The following is a 16,518-nucleotide window of genomic DNA, read 5'->3' as shown; positions in this document are numbered from 1 at the left end:
GCGAACGGCTGGCCGGGGCATCGGTGACGCTGTACGATGGCAACCGGGAGATCGTGGCCAGGAAGAGCAGCGACGGAGAAGGTGCTTTTGAATTCGTGCTGGACAGGGATAAGTCTTACACCGTATTGGGGCAGAAGGAGAAGTACCATGCGGATTCGGCTAAAGTAAACACACTGGGTATAACGAAGTCTGACACGCTGGAGGTAGCCCTGCTGCTGGAGCCGGTTTTCGAAGTTGGCAAGACCTTTGAACTGGAAAATATCTATTATGATTTTGATAAGCACAACATCCGGCCGGATGCCGCGGCGGTGCTGGATGAGCTGGTGCGTACGCTGCGCGATAACCCGACGCTGAAGATCGAGCTGTCGAGCCATACGGACAGCCGAGGCAGCGACGCCTACAACGAGGCGCTGTCGCAGCGGCGGGCACAGGCTGCTGTGGACTACCTGGTGAGCCGTGGGATAGCGCGTGACCGGATGGTAGCGAAAGGTTACGGGGAGACGCGGTTGGTGAACGACTGCGGCAACGGGGTGCCCTGCTCGAGCGAGCAGCACCAGGCCAACAGGCGAACGGAAGTGACCGTATTAGCGTATTAAAAATCTGTTATCAACTAAATACCCACTGTAAAGCCAGTCTATTTATATAGATTGGCTTTTTTGCATCAATCGAGTCGGTTTCCCATGATTTTGAGGCGAGGTAGTGAGCTAACCTTAAAATTAAGTTGGTTTGAGGCGAACTCATGAAATAAGCAATTATTTAAGGCCTAACTGGATGTTGACCTCAAAATTGGTATGATTTTAAGGTTGTTTTGGTTTATTTTGTATCTTTGATGCATGGCGTACGCAATAAATTCAGATCGCAGTAAGCCTTGGAATGGATTACCGGAGTTGCCGATTGACACTTCTTACTGCGAGACCGTTCCGGTTCTGCGACAGCTTGGTAACACCAAGGCCGCACTTGCACGATTGCAGGGACGAAGTGCGGTGATTCCGAACCAAGGCTTGTTAATCAACTCCATCAGTTTACAGGAAGCAAAGGCCTCGAGTGCCATTGAAAATATCTTTACAACCGATGACGAGCTTTACAAGGCGTTCAGCCAAGTACAGGCTCAGCAACCAGCCGGTGCAGCTAAGGAAGTACTTAACTACCGCGAGGCCCTATGGTCAGGCTTCGGTTACCTGCAGGGGGAGCAGCAATTTGATTTTGACTACTTTGTAAAGATGTATCGAATTGTATCTGGTTACAATGATGGGATACGGACGCCGGTGGCACAAATCTACATCAAAGAAGGTGGTACGGGGCCGAATGCAGGAAGAGCATTTTACACCCCGCCCCGCGGTGCAGGGATTGTGGAAGCCAAAATGGACAACCTGATCAATTTCCTGAACGATGATGCCACGTATCCGCTCGACCCGCTATTGAAAATGGCCATCGGGCATTTCCAGTTTGAAGCAATCCATCCGTTCCGGGACGGCAACGGACGTACCGGCCGTATTTTCAATATCCATTACCTGACTAAAAAGGAGTTGCTGGATTTCCCCATCCTGTATTTAAGCCGTTATATATTGGATCATAAGGAGGATTATTACAGCGGATTGGCTGGCATCACGCAACGGGGCAGTTGGCAAAACTGGTTGCTCTACATCCTCAAGGCGGTTGAAGTTACAGGCAATTTGACTTTCAATAAAATCAATGACATCGTAAATGCTAAGGATGCCATCATGCACCATGTGCAGGATAATACGGATATCAGCAGACCCGAGACACTGGTTAATGCACTGTTTACCCAGCCATTCACTCGTGTGAAACATTTGCAGGAATTTTATGCCGAGAATACAGCCAGAAAGTATTTGGATATCCTGACCGAACAAGGAATTTTGGAAAAACGGATGATGCAAGGAAGTGCATATTATTTAAATTTGGAACTTCACCGTATCCTGGCGGAATAATCTGAGCGTTACTTTGGCGTTGACTTGCTGCTGTTTGACAAGCTGAAATCAGTACGGGTGGGTTAACGAATTTTAAAGACAGGAGTAAACCAATTTTTATGAAAAAGATTAGGATCGTCTGGCAGCCTGCTTTATACCTAAGTGGCTTATTATGGTTTGTAGCCTGTACAACCAAAATAGGAGATAAGCAGCATGCTTCGATTAAAAATAGGTTGAATAATTTTACAGACTGGGGGATTTATAAAGGAGATCTTGGGTCTTCTCAATATTCTTCTCTTGATCAGATTAATGCGGGGAATGTTGACAAACTGGAGAAAGTTTGGGAATATAAACATGGAAAACCAATGGGCCCGGGTATGTATGCTAATCCGATCATCATAGATGGGCTATTATATTTTACTACACCTGAAGTAAATGCTGTGGCGTTGGATGCAGCTACCGGAGAGGAAGCTTGGGTTTTTGTTTCCAATGAACATAAAGGTGATGAAAAGCCCTTCAGTGGACGTAACAGGGGGCTTACATATTGGGAAGACAGTGAAGGGAATAATAAGCGCATACTCAATTTTGTGAAGGATCGCGTATACGCCATTGATGCAAAAACGGGCGAATTGATCAAATCTTTTGGGGAAAATGGATTTATTGATTTGCGAAAGCATATGATCCTACCTCCCGAAGCGGTTGATATTGAAATGACCAGCCCCGGCATTGTGTATGGAAATACATTGATTGTTGGGGGGCGTGTTCAAGAAGGAACCGGTGCAACACCTGGAGATATTCGAGGTTATGATGTTCTCACAGGAGCCTATAAATGGATTTTTAATACCATACCCTTGCGAGGTCAATTGGGATATGATACTTGGGAATTTGAGGAGGATGAACCGATTGGCGGAGCTAATCCATGGGGTGGTTTTACGGTGGACGAAAAAAGGGGCTGGGTTTTCTTTGCGACTGGATCTGCAGCGCCTGATTTTATTTATGGTGGGATGAGAAAAGGGGCAAATTTATTTGCTAATTGTGTGGTGGCACTGGATGCGAATACCGGCAAATTGGTATGGCATTATCAGACCTTACATCACGACATCTTTGATTACGATGCTCCCCCTGCTCCGATGTTGGTTACCGTTAACAATAACGGGGAATCAAGCGATATTGTTATCCAGCTTACTAAACAAGGGTTGACATTTGTATTGGATAGCGATACCGGAAAGCCGATTTTTCCAGTAGTAGAAATGCCGGTCGCCGTCTCTAAGGTTCCCGGAGAAGCGGCGTGGCCAACTCAGCCCATACCGTTATTACCACGCGTTCTTAATCGAACTACGGTTCTTGAATCGGATCTAAGTAACATTGATCCGGAAACGCATGCTTATGTTTTAGCAATATTCAGAAAACATGAAACAGGCCCGCAATATACGCCCGCTTCTACTGCTGGTGTTATTACCATGCCAGGTCACCAAGGTGGGGTAGAATGGGGTGGAGGTGCTTTTGATCCGGTTAAAAATGTCATGTTTGTAAACGTCAATGAAGCGCCTACGATTCATAAGCTCACCCCTTTGACCAATGATTTTGATCTGGCCACTGCCACGCCGATTCAGCGTGGAGCAATGCTTTATAATACGAATTGCACAGCATGCCACGGTTTAGATAAAGTCGGCAATCCCCCGTTATTTCCAGCGCTTAAGCAGTTGAAATTGAGCAGTGATTCAATCAAGTCAATTCTTAATAGCGGTCGTGGTATGATGCCAAGCTTCAGCCATATTACGGGCACTGAGCTAGATGATATGGTTGCTTACTTGAAAAACGAGGACCCGCTAGCGGCGCAAATCCAAGGTAATAGCAGTGATGATTCAAGCCGGGCTCCTCGATATGCAAATAGTACCCCGTTTTTTGTTGATCAGCATGGGTATCCGGCTATTGCACCGCCGTGGGGGACACTTAATGCGGTTGATATGATTAGTGGAGAGATTTTGTGGAAGGTGCCTCTTGGTGAATATCCCGAGTTAGTTGCTAAAGGCATTCGTAATACGGGTTCAAAAAGTTTCGGAGGACCGGCGGCGACGGCGGGGAATCTGGTCTTTATGGCTGGTACTCCAGATGAGAAGATTCGGGCTTTTGATTCGCGTTCTGGTTTGGTACTATGGGAGTATCAATTGCCCGCAGCGGGCTATGCTTCACCCAGTGTGTATATGATCAATGGAAAGCAATACATCGTAATTGCTGCTGGTGGAGGTGGTAAAAACGGTACCAAAGTAGGTGATTCGGTGATTGCATTTGCATTACCCGATTAACGTGTTGAAGAATTGAATGATGAACGTTAGGAAAATAAATCAATTGACATGAGATTAATACTATTCGTTGTGATGTGTACGGTTATGAGTTATGGGAGCTACGGCCAAACCGCTAAGTACAACAAGCAAAAAAAGACACTGCACATTAAACAGTCCAAAACAGATGGGACAATAGCCATTTATCGTGATAAAGGTAAAGCGCCAATTTTGACTCAGGTCGCAAAAATGAACGAACGTCCTTACCTTCATCCAATTATCGCTCCTGATGGCAAAGGAGTTCTTACAGAATATCGTCCATCCCACCATCCTCATCAAACAGGTATCTATTGGGGGTTGAAATTGGTCAATGGACGTGATTACTTTATGAATTGGAATGAAGATTACTGGCGCGGTACCGCTGCAAAGACCATTAAAGAAAAAGGGAAAGCGGTTAAGTGGCAATCCGTTTATGATATGATTGATGAGGATGGGAATATAATCATGACAGAAACACAGCATTGGTCCATGCAAGCGTACGCTGGGAAATATATACTTGATTTGGAGTGGAAAGGTGAAGCCAAGACGGATGTCACGATGGGTAAGTTTTATGTAGGGGGACTATTTATTAGAATGCCTTGGAGTAAAGAAACCATTGGTGAGACTGTTAATTCGGCTGGGCTGCGGGATATGGAAATGGAAGGCCAACGCGCGATATGGAGTGACCTCGGGATAAAGGTTGATGGACGGGATGATTTAGCTCATATTGCTATTTTTGATCATCCTGACAATCGATCTTTTCCAACCCCTTGGCGGGTAGATTCCCAATTAGGTTTAGGCCCTTCCGCACAAATCTTAGGGGATTGGAGCCTAAATAAAGGGGAGACTGAGGTCTTTAGGTATAGATTGCTGATTTATACCGGACCACTAAGCAACGTAGAAATGACGAGGGCTTGGAAAGACTTTATCCTAGATTATTGACATTGTTATCCTTATTTCCAACCGCCTCCCAGCGCTCGGTAAAGCGTTACTTTGGCGTTGAGTTGCTGCTGTTTGACACTGACTAAGTCTAGTTCACTGTTGAGTGCATTGCTTTGGGCGGTGATGACCTCCAGATAGGTCGCTTCACCGCTCTTAAAGAGCAGGTTCGCGTTTTTTACACCGAGTTGTGCGGTGGTTACGCGCCGTTCGGCGATGGTATGCTGCTCATTGAGCTTTTCGATCATCACCAGAGCGTTGGTTACTTCGTGTACCGCATCCATCACCGTCTGTTGAAAACCAATCTCGGCTTTGTCCCGTTCCAGTTTGGCAACCTCATGCTGGGTTTTGAGTCGTCGGCCGGCGAAGATGGGTTGGGTAACCCCGCTGATGATACCACCAAACAGTGCGCCGGGTATATTGAACCAGTTTTGGGGCAGCATGGCATTAAGCCCCCCGGATGCTTCTATGGTGAGTGTGGGGTAGCGGTACGCCTGTGCAACGCCTACATCGGCATTGGCGGCCCGTAAGGCGAGTTCGGCTTCCCTCACGTCGGGACGGTTGGTTAGCAATTGTAAGGGAACGCCTGATTCATAAGCCTCCTGCATACGCCAATCTGTCAAGGCAGATGAACGGTATACGCTATCCGGCATGCGTCCGGTCAATGCCATGAGCGTATTTTCTTGGATGGCGATTTCCTGTTCTAGCTGGGGGATGAGCGATGCGGCAACGAGCATTTGCGATTCCGTCTGCTGGAGGGCCAGGGAACTTACCTCCCCAGCGTCACGCTGAAGTTTGACAATCTGTAGCGTACTGTCGTTGAGCTTCAGGTTACGTTGGGCGACTTCCAATTGGGCATCCAACATCAGCAAGTTGTAATACCCCTCGGCGATGGTGGACACCAAACTCGTTTGAACGACTTTTTGGGCTTCGAACGTCTGCAGGTACTCCGCCAATGCACGTTCTTTTTGCCGGCGCAATTTACCCCAAATGTCTATTTCCCAGCTCATACCCACGGATGATAAATACTGGGACTGATACATGAAGAGGTCCTTCGGCGCATCGCCTTTACCTTCTTGCTCATACCACCCGGAAGAAGGTCCGCCGTAGAAATCACTAGACCGCCACTGGTGACCGGTACCCCCCAATTGGGCCTCAATCTCGGGCAAGAATGCCGCGCGGGATTGCCGAAGGGATTGATTGGCGATTTCGATGTTCTTCAGTGCTGCCTGCATGTCGTAGTTGTTGGCGATGCCGCTATCGATAAGCATCATCAGCATGCTGTCCGTGAAGAAATCGGACCACGGGATATCAGCGATTGTTACACTATCGGTGGCACTTGGGGTGCCGTTTACGCCGCGAAACGTATCGGTGACACCCGTTTCCGGACGGACATAGTCGCGTCCCACTTTGCACGATGAGATCAACAGGCAGCAAACTACTGCCAGTGCACCTATTTGCCAGTTTATGATTTTCATGGTTAATCCTCTTCTTTCGTTGTCAATTTGTTTTTAACGATTTCATCCAGGTGCTTGAAGATCACATAGAGCACCGGGATGATAAACACCCCGAGGGTAACACCGATGAGCATGCCGCCGGCGGCACCGAAGCTGATGGAATGATTGCCCTGTGCGGAAGGACCTACTGTCCACATGAGGGGAATCAGTCCGGCTACGAATGCCAATGACGTCATCAGGATGGGGCGTAGGCGCATGCGTGCGCCTTCTAAGGCGGATTCGAGTATGCTTAACCCAGCGCTGCGCTGCTGCACGGCAAATTCCACGATGAGGATGGCATTTTTTGCCAGTAGACCGATCAACATGATGAGCCCCACCTGCACGTAGATGTTGTTTTCAAGTCCCACTAAATTGATAACGGAATATACACCGATCAGCCCTACCGGTACGGACGACATCACCGCCAATGGCAGGATATAACTTTCGTATTGGGCGGCCAGGAGAAAATAGACGAAAAGAATGCTCAAGGCGAAGATCAGGAGTGTTTCGTTACCGGATTTACGCTCTTCTAAGCTCATCCCGGTCCATTCATAACTGTAATTCCCCGGTAGCTGATCTGCTGCAATTTCCTCCATGGCGGCCATGGCCTCGCCGGTACTATAGCCGTCTGCCGGGATGGCATTAATACCAATAGCGTTATACAGGTTATACCGGTTTACGATTTCTGGCCCCATAACCTTTTTGAGTTTGATAAGGGTGTTGGCCGGCACCATTTCGTCCTTGTTATTCCGCACGAAGATGGACTTAAACGACTCGGGTTCGGCGCGGTACTCGAAATCGGCCTGCATGTATAGGCGGTATTGCCGTCCGAAGCGGTTAAAGTCACTGACCATCACGCGGCCGTAGTAACCCTGTATGGTACGCAGCATATCGTTAACGCTAACCCCCAGCGCCTTGGCTTTTACCGGATCCACCTCGAGGAGGTATTGCGGGAAGTTGGCATTGAACGTGGTGTATGCCGAAGCAATTTCCGGCCGTTTTTCTAATTCCCGCATAAAGGTATCGGCCACCATGCCGAAATCCCACATGGAACCGCCCATGCGATCCTGTAGCACGAATTCGAGGCCCGAGAAATCGCCAAAGCCCTGGATAGTCGGCCGTGGGAATACGCTGAACGACGCATCGGTGATCTGTGTGAGATCATTGCGGATGGTATCCATGATGGCATTGATATCGCTTATTTCACCCCGTTCCTTAGCAGGTTTGAGGTTGATGTAACCTACGGCGAAAGCCGAGCTAGCGCTGGCATCTATTGCGTTATATCCCGACACCGTCGTCATGCCGGCTATGGCTTCCCGCTTTTTTAGTACGCTGTCGGCCTTGGCGAGGGCGTCGGTGGTGCGGGCAAGGGACGCCCCGGGGGGCATCGAAAGTGAGTAGGTAATGAAGCTGTCATCTTCGGTGGGGATAAAGCTTGTAGGAGTCCTGTTCATCAGCCAGACGCCGATTGCCGTGACCACCGCAAGCCCACCGAGGGCGAGCCCCTTGCGGCTGATCAAAAAGCGAATGGAGCCGATGTATTTAGTGGTGACGGTGGCAAAGCCGGTATTGAATGCATCAAAAAAGCGCGACATGAACCGATTGATCCCCTTTTTGTTGCCGCTGGCCGCGTCGGGATTGGCTGCCGACGGTTCGTGGTGGGCTTCTTTCTTCAGCAGTAAAGCACATAGCGCTGGTGTGAGTGTCAACGCATTCAATGCCGAGATCAAAATAGCCGTAGCCAGTGTATAGGCAAACTGCTGGAAGAACACGCCGGATGGCCCCCCCATAAAGCCGACCGGAAAGAATACCGCGGCCATGACGAGGGTAATGGAAACAATCGCGCCCGTAATTTCGCTCATCGCGGAAAGCGTGGCTTTGCGCGGGCCTAGATTTGTTAAATGCATCTTCTGGTGCACCGCCTCCACCACCACAATGGCGTCATCAACCACGATGCCGATAGCCAATACCAATGCGAACATGGTTAACACGTTGACGGAGAACCCAAAAAGCTGGAGGAAAAAGAACGTACCTACCAGCGATACCGGAATGGCAATTGCCGGAATCAGCGTAGAACGGAAGTTTTGTAGGAAGATGAATACGATAATAAAGACCAATATAAAGGCCTCAAAGATGGTATGTTGTACTTGGCTGATCGACTCGTCGATTTGATCACGTACGCTATAGGATATTTCGTACTGGACGTGATCTGGAAAGTGCGCAGCCAGTCGCTCCAATACATCGCGTATCTGAATGTCGATTTCTCGGGCGTTGGAGCCGCTGGTTTGAAGAATATTCAAGGTAAGGCCCGGATACCCGTTTACCTTGTTGTCGCTACCCAGGTTGGTGGCACCGAGTTCGGTACGGGCAATGTCTTTGAGGTAAAGCACGGATCCGTCCTCATTAGTTTTGATCACGATCTGTTCGAATTCTTCGGGCAGGGTAAACCTACCCTTGTGCCGCAGGATGGTTTCGAAGGCCTCATCGGATGTTTCACCGAATTTTCCTGGTGCGATTTCAAAATTTTGATCGCGGATGGCATCCCGTATATCTTGGGGAATCAATCCGTAGGCCGCCATTTTTTCCGGATTGAGCCAGGTACGGATGGAATAGTCACGCGCGCCTACGCGCCGCACTTCACCAACACCATCTACGCGGGAGAGTTCACGCATGAGGTTGATCTGTGCATAGGCTTGCAGGAATGTCTCATCATAGAGGGTATCCGGATGGTCGCTGAAAATATTGATGGTCATGATAATCCCACTTTGACGGGGCTCCACGGTAATGCCCGATTCGATCACTTCAGCGGGAATACGGGCATTTGCTTTGGAGACACGCGTCTGCACGTTTACCGATGCCTGATTGGGATCTGTGCCTGTTTTGAAGAACACGGTGACGTTACCGGAGCCCGAGTTGGTGGCTGATGAGCGGATATAGGCCATATTGGGGACGCCATTGATCGCTTCCTCTATGGGCAGGAGTACTGCTCCGGCTACGGTTTCGGCGTTGGCCCCCGGATAGGAGGTCGAAACGGTTACGCTGGGTGGGGCGATTTCAGGAAATCGGGTAATCGGCAATTGCCACATCGATACCAATCCGAGGATAACAAGCAGGATCGAAATAACGGTGGCCAATACGGGTCTATTGATGAATGTTTTTAGCATTATACGTCGTTCTATGGCTGGTATGCGTTAGCCAGATGCGCGGCTCATACCTGCATGATTTAAATACGGAATTGAAACTGGACAGCTTTATTTAGCCGAGGTATCCGGAACATTCAATGGTTTGATTTCCATTCCGTCCGATAGTTTGTCCATCCCTGAAAGGGCGATCCGATCGCCCACGTTGACTCCGGATTGGACGACGTATTGATCGCCGCTTTTTCCGATTACCTCGATGGCCTGTTGCTTGACTTTGTTGTCTGCTGAAAGGGTATAGACGAAAACCTTGTCCTGCAATTCCGTGGTTGCTACCTGGGGAACGGTGATCACGCCGGGTTGGCGTTCCTCCATCTTGATGGTACCCGTATTGCCCGAGCGGAGCACAAAATCTTTATTGGGGAACGTGGCGCGGAGGCTTATCGCTCCTGTTGTACGGTTTACTTGGCCATTGATGGCGTCAACCACGCCCGTTTCGGGATATACCGTCCCATCGGCCATGACGAGTGACACGTTGGGAATCAGCTGGATCGTATCGGTGACTTGCGCGGTAGAATCCTGCTTTCCGTATTTTTTTCGGAAATAGAGGAAGTCAGATTCGCTCATTGCAAAATACACATACACCTCACTGATATCGGAAAGCTCGGTAAGTGGATCGCTTCCGCTGACCAGGTTTCCGATACGCTTCGGTATAAGACCGATGAAACCACTGACCGGTGCCTTTATGGTGGTAAACTCCAGGTTGATCCGGGCACTGGCTACGGCTGCCGACGCTTGATCGAGCGAAGCCTTAGCAACGTCAAAATCGGACTTGGCGGTACGTAAGCGGACCTCCGATATGACATCGTTTTCGACTAGCGGCCTCAACCGTTCCACTTCCAGTTTGGCGTTTTCAAGCTTTGCTTTCTCTACATTTTCATTAGCGAGGGCATTATTCAACTCCTCTTGATAAGGTAGCGGATTGATTTTGAAAAGTTTTTGTCCTTCTTTGACAAATGCGCCTTCATCTACATAGATTTCTTCCAAAATGCCCTCAACCTGTGGACGTATCTCTACATTTACTTTGCCTTCGATCGTTCCCAGATAGTCCTTTATGGTAACAGCCGTGGTGGTGTCTATTTGCTGCACGGGCAAGGCAATCGCATTATTTTCGTCGTTATTTGTTTTGGATGATCCTGTGGAACAACTGCTAATAAAGAGTAGTATTGGTGCGGATAAAATGATGTATATTAGTGTTTTAGTGTTAAATCTGATGGATGTGTTCATGTTTTATCGTTTTTATTGCTTTAGTACTTAATGTTTGCTGCTTATTTAGTTGCGGATGCTGCGTTCTCCACAGCATGCGGTTACCCAACAAATTTCAGATTGTATGCCAACGTGCTTGTCGGCGGTCGGATTCAGCCATCGGTTATCGGGAATCGGCATTCAGTTTTGTGCGTCCAAACATTTGGCACATCTCCGTGTTATTGATTGCAAAATGGAATTGGTCTATCACATACACCGTACAAAAAGCCCCATCATTGCGACTGCTATCCATGATGGTCATTTGCTGGCACCCCCATTGGTTGATTACATGAACTTGCAAGAGCACGAGCGTTTCCGCGAAGAGGATCCTTATACCGCTTACCTGGTTGATCTGCCCGTAAGCCGCATCCGGGTGGATACATCGCGGTTTCAAACGGATCTCAACCGTAGGCGGGAACAGGCCATCTACCGCAAGCCCGAAGATGCATGGGGATTGACGGTTTGGCGGTCGGCGTTGCCGGAAGAAATGGTGGCGCAGTTGCTGAAAGCGTATGATCGTTTCTATGCCGACATGGCGAAATTGCTCGAATGGACCATCGCGGAGTTTGGAAAGTTTGTGGTCTTGGATATCCACAGTTACAATCACCGGCGTGAACATCCTATGGAAATGGCAGACCGCAATGAAAACCCCGAAATCAATGTGGGAACCGGCTGCAACCAAGAACGGTGGAAACCATTCGGTCATTCGATGACCAGATTCTTGGCTCATCATCACATCGATGGCCGGTTACTGGATGCACGGGAGAACGTGAAGTTCAAAGGTGGCGGATTTTCCGAATGGATAAACCAACATTACGGCGAGTATGGATGTGTATTGTCGTTGGAATTCAAAAAGACATTTATGGACGAGTGGACGGGTAGGTTGGATGTGCAACACCTCGATCAGATCAGGTCCATGCTAATGGGGTGTATCCCTTTTCTGTTGGATAAACTTGATGACGTCGCTTAAACCCGCTGATCTGCATGGCCACTGATACAAAGAAGCATATTAATCGCATACTCGATAAGTTACGGAAAGGCAATCCGTTGCACGTAACGTTACCCTGTGATGGTCAACTCCATATGGATAGGCCAGTTCCTTATTTACTCGTGTACCGCGTACCGCCAAATGGTGAAGACGCATTTACATCAACCCTCGGCAAGACCGAGTCGGCTTACCTGGTCGCCTCAGATACCGATGAATGTGCGGTGACCCCGATCATCCGGGAAATTGCGGCCGCTATGGCGGATAAATTCGGTGGATTTATGCTCTTGGAGGTCTGGTTGTCGGATCGGGCGGATTCACCCACGTTTTCGATCCACATCAGTCAAAAGAGTGCGCTTAGCGTTGCGGAGAAATTGCAGTCGGAGTTACAGAATATACACCTCACGCAGGTGCCGGGTATCGAGGTTGAGCTGGAGAAAGATAAACGGATGCCTTCGCCACCTTACTATGATGCGCTGTTCAATGTAGAAGAAGCACGGAAAAGTGAAATTATCGTTATTGGACTTGAAATCACCCCCATTTATATCAACCAGCAAACAGGTACCCCTTTTCCATTATTTTTGAGGGAATTGCGCGAGAGTTTCGGAAAAGCGCTACGAAAAAGCTTCTTTGAGTTTGTGCGGATGAAAACGTCGTACAGTGCGGCACACTTTGAGATGCTGGGCACTACGGAGTTGCACGAGGGGGTGGGGGTAATCGACGAGAAATTAGCGGAGTACAGCAACCAGTTTGATTTTCTGCTGTTGGTTACACCGATAAATGCGCAGGAGGCGTGGAAAAGCTTCGCTAAGAGCAAATTTCGTAAAAACCCCGTATTTCACTACCGGCCCATGCCCATAGACCCCGAACTCATTAAACGGAAGTTGTATAATCTTCCTATTGAGGACATTTCCGACCCTACCATCGCGTACCTTTTCCGAGACAAAAGGAAAGAAGTGGATCGGATGCTCAACATGCTGAGTGATCGGGAAAAGCCGGATTTTCTCTACAGCAGCCAGCAGCTTTTCGGTAATATTGAGGAAACCTTGCTGGAGACTGCCCGTGCCATTTTAGTAGCTTCGGAGCCCCAACACCCTCCTTTGGAACGCGAAATGCTCGACGCCGATGCGTTTGCGGCGTTGGCTAAGGTCGAGTTGCAATACCTGAAACAGCAATACGATGCCGTGTCTACCGCGGTACGGGTACGAGACGATGTGGAGGGCGTGATGGTATCCCGCGGTACGCTCAACATCAGTAGCCGTTACCGCATATCCAAGGACCGTGCATTTGCCTTGCTCCAGCATGAGGTGGGCACGCATGTGGCCACGTACTACAATGGTATGGCACAGCCGTTCAAGCTATTCTATGTGGGGGTGCCGGGGTATGAGCAACTGCAGGAAGGGCTGGCCGTGCTTAGTGAATATATGGCGGGTGGACTTACCAACCAACGCATGCGTATATTGGCTGCCCGCGTAGTGGTGGTGCATAGTATGCTGGCAGGGAATTCTTTTGCAGATACATTTGATATCCTCACCGATAAATACGGATTTAAACACGAAGCCGCTTTTCACATCACGATGCGTGTTTACCGCGGCGGCGGACTCACGAAAGATGCCGTGTACCTCAAGGGCCTATTGAATGTAATCGAATATATCAAACAGGGTAAAGATATTTCACAGCTGCTGGTCGGCAAGATCAGGCAGGATTACCTCCCTATTATCGAGGAACTGATGCACCGGCAGCTATTGAGCCCATCGCCGATACGGCCGAAGTTTTTGGAAGAGCCCTACATCACCAAAATCAATGAAATCAAAAAGAGCGGTAGCGTTTTTAAGATGATTAATTAGTAAAATATATGACTATCACATTCGTTGTCAATCAAGTACGTAAAGAATCGGCGGGGTATACCACTACCGCCTTGGCCTATGAAGCGCATAAGCGCGGCCACACGGTTTACTACGCCGGGGTAGGGGATCTGGTATACCAAGCCGATGGTAGGATTGGGGCGCATTGCCGCAAGGTGCCAGACCGTGAGTTTCGCTCGTTGCATACGTTTCTGGAAGCGGTGGTTGAGACGGAGAAAGAACTGACAAGCTCGAAAAACTGGGACGTGTTGTGGCTGCGTAATGATCCGGCTGCGGATATGGAAAAGCGCCCCTGGGCACAGGATGCTGGTGTATTGTTTGGACAGTTGGCCAGCCAACAGGGGGTATTGGTGTTAAACAGCCCGGACGGACTGATAAAGGCTTCCAATAAAATGTATTTGCAATATTTCCCCGAATCTGTACGGCCCCAATCAGTCATTACCCGTAACATGGCTGATGTGGAGGCATTTTATCGTGCCCAAAACCATCGGATCATTTTGAAGCCATTGAAAGGATCGGGCGGGAAAAATGTATTTCTTGTCGATAAAAAAGACGATAAGAATCGCAAACAGATTGTGGAGGCGATATGCCGGGATGGATTCGCCATTGCGCAGGAATACCTGCCGGCTGCGAAAAAGGGGGATATCCGCCTTTTTCTGATGGATGGGGAACCCATCATCAAAGACGGTAAGGTCGCCGCCATCCAACGTGTACAACAGGCGGGGGAGATCCGGAGCAACATCCACCAGGGAGCCAAAGCCAAGCGGGCAACCATGAATAAAGAAATGCAGGCGATCATAGACACGGTAGGGCCGTTGTTGCGGCAGGATGGGATGTTTTTGGTAGGCTTGGATATTGTGGGTGATAAGTTGATGGAAATCAATGTATTCAGTCCGGGCGGGCTCATACATGCGAGTGAATTTCACGGTGTGGATTTTATGGAAGACGTGATTACGGCGGTAGAAAAAAAAGTAGGAGATGTGACCCGGAATGACTAAGTTTGGTTATGCATATAGGGGGTACGATAGCCATCGTGAACACGCTTCAGGAGTTGGGTACGTTTATTTACCAATGGTACTGGGTACCGCTGTTGCTGATCTACCTCGCCGTCATTGCAACGATCTTAATAGAAAACCGTAACCCTGCCAAGACCATCGCATGGATTATGGTTATTGTCTTCCTGCCCATCCTGGGGGTGATCATCTACTACCTGTTTGGCCAGAAATTCAAAAAAGTGAAGGTTTTCAGGGTTCAAGACCGTGAAAAACGGATCCAATTGATTCGGATTTGGGATGAGCTGAGTCCGATCATGGATGATAAACTACAGGAGTTAGGACAGACGCTCGGCCCACTAAGCAGGGTGTTTGTATTTCTCAAAAATCAACGGGTTTCTCCGCCGTCACTGCATAATAAAACCACATTGTTGATCAATGGTGAGCAGAAGTTTCCGGCGCTTATCCACGCGATGGAAGCTGCGCAGCATCATATTCATCTGGAGTATTATATTTTTGAGCTCGACGGGATTGGGAACTCAATGATCGATTTGCTTGAAGAAAAAGCATCGGCTGGTGTGGTAGTTCGGATTATTGGAGACGCGTTTGGATCGCCGGCACTCAGCAGGCTACAGGCGCGCTTTACAGCTTCAGGTATCGAGTTTGTCACGTTCTTGCCGGTGACCTTTACTTCATTGGCCAATAGTAATTATCGAAATCATCGAAAAATAGCCATTATCGACGGGCATACGGCTTTTGTTGGCGGCATTAATGTCAGCGATCGATATATTAATGGCGACAACCAGTCGTTGTTTTGGCGAGATACCGCAGTAAAAATCGAAGGTGAAGCAGTGAATGTACTCCAAGCACAGTTTTGGATGAATTGGCACCTTGCCGACGGCAGCCCCTTTAATCTCGGAAGCGATTATTTTTATATGGCGGATCGCATTTCTGCGGGCGTTGCATCGGTGAGTTTTGCTTTCAGTGATCCGGGCTCGGCTGCGCCATTCAACATGGAGGCGATATTGATTGGTATAGCTGAGGCAGAAAAAACGATTCAACTCTGTACTCCCTATTTCATTCCCAGTGATGAGCTGACGACCGCACTCCAGTTGGCTGCGGCTTCGGGTGTAGCGGTTGAGCTCATGCTGCCCGCGCAATCGGATTCGTTTCTCGTGCAGCATGCGTCATTTTCGTTCTTGAAACCCCTTTTGGCCCGAGGTGTATCGGTGTACCTGTACGAAAAAGGATTTATGCATGCCAAAACCATTTGTATAGATGGCAAGCTAGCCTTTATTGGTACTGTCAATTTGGATATTCGCAGTTTTTACATCAATTTCGAAGTCAGTGCCATTATCAATGATGAAGAGCTGTGCAGGCAATTGAACGCCCAATTTGAGGAGGATAAGCTGAACAGTGCCCGCATGACGATGGATACTTGGTTGATGCGGCCGAGATGGAAGCGTGGCCTGGATTCCATATGCCGCTTATTGGCACCCCTGTTGTAAGACGGAACGCCAAATGTTAAAATTAAACGGCCATTTGGTATA

General features: G+C 48.8%; 11 protein-coding genes. 8 read left to right on the top strand and 3 right to left on the bottom strand.

The features are described from left to right. The 4 genes from IEV98_RS16975 to IEV98_RS16960 all read left to right on the top strand — a co-directional run. The coding region (locus IEV98_RS16975) for an OmpA family protein (protein WP_188507205.1) at positions 1 to 596 on the top strand (596 nt) is incomplete at its 5' end. A gap of 237 nt (positions 597 to 833) precedes the next feature. Beyond that, positions 834 to 1,949, top strand: coding sequence for a Fic family protein (locus IEV98_RS16970; RefSeq protein WP_188507204.1), 1,116 nt, complete (start codon positions 834 to 836; stop codon positions 1,947 to 1,949). A gap of 98 nt (positions 1,950 to 2,047) precedes the next feature. Beyond that, complete coding sequence (locus tag IEV98_RS16965) at positions 2,048 to 4,234, top strand: outer membrane protein assembly factor BamB family protein (RefSeq protein WP_188507203.1); 2,187 nt, start codon at positions 2,048 to 2,050, stop codon at positions 4,232 to 4,234. A 48-nt stretch (positions 4,235 to 4,282) separates the two neighbouring features. Further along, entirely contained in the window at positions 4,283 to 5,191 is a 909-nt protein-coding gene (locus IEV98_RS16960; RefSeq protein ID WP_188507202.1) for a DUF6807 family protein, read from the top strand. Positions 5,192 to 5,202: 11 nt separating this feature from the next. On the opposite strand, the gene IEV98_RS16955 is transcribed toward IEV98_RS16960, so the two are convergent. The 3 genes from IEV98_RS16955 to IEV98_RS16945 form a co-directional block, all read right to left on the bottom strand. Further along, positions 5,203 to 6,666: an efflux transporter outer membrane subunit gene (locus IEV98_RS16955; RefSeq protein ID WP_188507201.1), complete on the bottom strand. Its 1,464-nt coding sequence runs from the start codon at positions 6,664 to 6,666 to the stop codon at positions 5,203 to 5,205. A 2-nt stretch (positions 6,667 to 6,668) separates the two neighbouring features. Next, on the bottom strand, positions 6,669 to 9,848 hold the full coding sequence (locus IEV98_RS16950; RefSeq protein WP_188507200.1) for an efflux RND transporter permease subunit: 3,180 nt from the start codon (positions 9,846 to 9,848) through the stop codon (positions 6,669 to 6,671). A gap of 87 nt (positions 9,849 to 9,935) precedes the next feature. Further along, the gene (locus tag IEV98_RS16945; RefSeq protein ID WP_188507199.1) at positions 9,936 to 11,108 is read right to left on the bottom strand and encodes an efflux RND transporter periplasmic adaptor subunit; all 1,173 of its coding nucleotides are present in this window, start codon (positions 11,106 to 11,108) and stop codon (positions 9,936 to 9,938) included. A 211-nt stretch (positions 11,109 to 11,319) separates the two neighbouring features. Between IEV98_RS16945 and IEV98_RS16940 the strand changes: the two genes are divergently transcribed. The 4 genes from IEV98_RS16940 to cls are packed head-to-tail and all read left to right on the top strand — an operon-like array spanning position 11,320 to position 16,476. Next, positions 11,320 to 12,096: an N-formylglutamate amidohydrolase gene (locus IEV98_RS16940; RefSeq protein WP_188507198.1), complete on the top strand. Its 777-nt coding sequence runs from the start codon at positions 11,320 to 11,322 to the stop codon at positions 12,094 to 12,096. 14 nt (positions 12,097 to 12,110) lie between these two features. Next, complete coding sequence (locus IEV98_RS16935) at positions 12,111 to 13,958, top strand: flavohemoglobin expression-modulating QEGLA motif protein (protein ID WP_188507197.1); 1,848 nt, start codon at positions 12,111 to 12,113, stop codon at positions 13,956 to 13,958. 8 nt (positions 13,959 to 13,966) lie between these two features. Further along, on the top strand, positions 13,967 to 14,974 hold the full coding sequence (locus IEV98_RS16930; protein WP_188507196.1) for an ATP-grasp domain-containing protein: 1,008 nt from the start codon (positions 13,967 to 13,969) through the stop codon (positions 14,972 to 14,974). 8 nt (positions 14,975 to 14,982) lie between these two features. Then, positions 14,983 to 16,476 carry a cardiolipin synthase gene (cls, locus tag IEV98_RS16925; protein WP_188507195.1) on the top strand — a complete coding sequence of 498 codons (1,494 nt, stop codon included), beginning with the start codon at positions 14,983 to 14,985 and terminating at the stop codon, positions 16,474 to 16,476. The last annotated feature ends 42 nt before the right edge of the window (positions 16,477 to 16,518 follow it).

It is taken from the genome of Parapedobacter pyrenivorans (assembly GCF_014636865.1).
Classification (GTDB): domain Bacteria; phylum Bacteroidota; class Bacteroidia; order Sphingobacteriales; family Sphingobacteriaceae; genus Parapedobacter; species Parapedobacter pyrenivorans.
Note: the sequence above shows the minus strand (reverse complement) of the source record. Positions and strands in the feature narration are given on the sequence as shown.

Excerpts from the sequence above, each read along its gene's own strand:
- IEV98_RS16935 (WP_188507197.1), top strand. The coding sequence starts at position 12,111 with ATGGCCACTGATACAAAGAAGCATATTAATCGCATACTCGATAAGTTA.
- IEV98_RS16970 (WP_188507204.1), top strand. The coding sequence starts at position 834 with ATGGCGTACGCAATAAATTCAGATCGCAGTAAGCCTTGGAATGGATTA.
- IEV98_RS16930 (WP_188507196.1), top strand. The coding sequence starts at position 13,967 with ATGACTATCACATTCGTTGTCAATCAAGTACGTAAAGAATCGGCGGGG.
- IEV98_RS16940 (WP_188507198.1), top strand. The coding sequence starts at position 11,320 with ATGGAATTGGTCTATCACATACACCGTACAAAAAGCCCCATCATTGCG.
- IEV98_RS16965 (WP_188507203.1), top strand. The coding sequence starts at position 2,048 with ATGAAAAAGATTAGGATCGTCTGGCAGCCTGCTTTATACCTAAGTGGC.
- IEV98_RS16945 (WP_188507199.1), bottom strand. The coding sequence starts at position 11,108 with ATGAACACATCCATCAGATTTAACACTAAAACACTAATATACATCATT.
- cls (WP_188507195.1), top strand. The coding sequence starts at position 14,983 with ATGCATATAGGGGGTACGATAGCCATCGTGAACACGCTTCAGGAGTTG.
- IEV98_RS16955 (WP_188507201.1), bottom strand. The coding sequence starts at position 6,666 with ATGAAAATCATAAACTGGCAAATAGGTGCACTGGCAGTAGTTTGCTGC.
- IEV98_RS16960 (WP_188507202.1), top strand. The coding sequence starts at position 4,283 with ATGAGATTAATACTATTCGTTGTGATGTGTACGGTTATGAGTTATGGG.
- IEV98_RS16950 (WP_188507200.1), bottom strand. The coding sequence starts at position 9,848 with ATGCTAAAAACATTCATCAATAGACCCGTATTGGCCACCGTTATTTCG.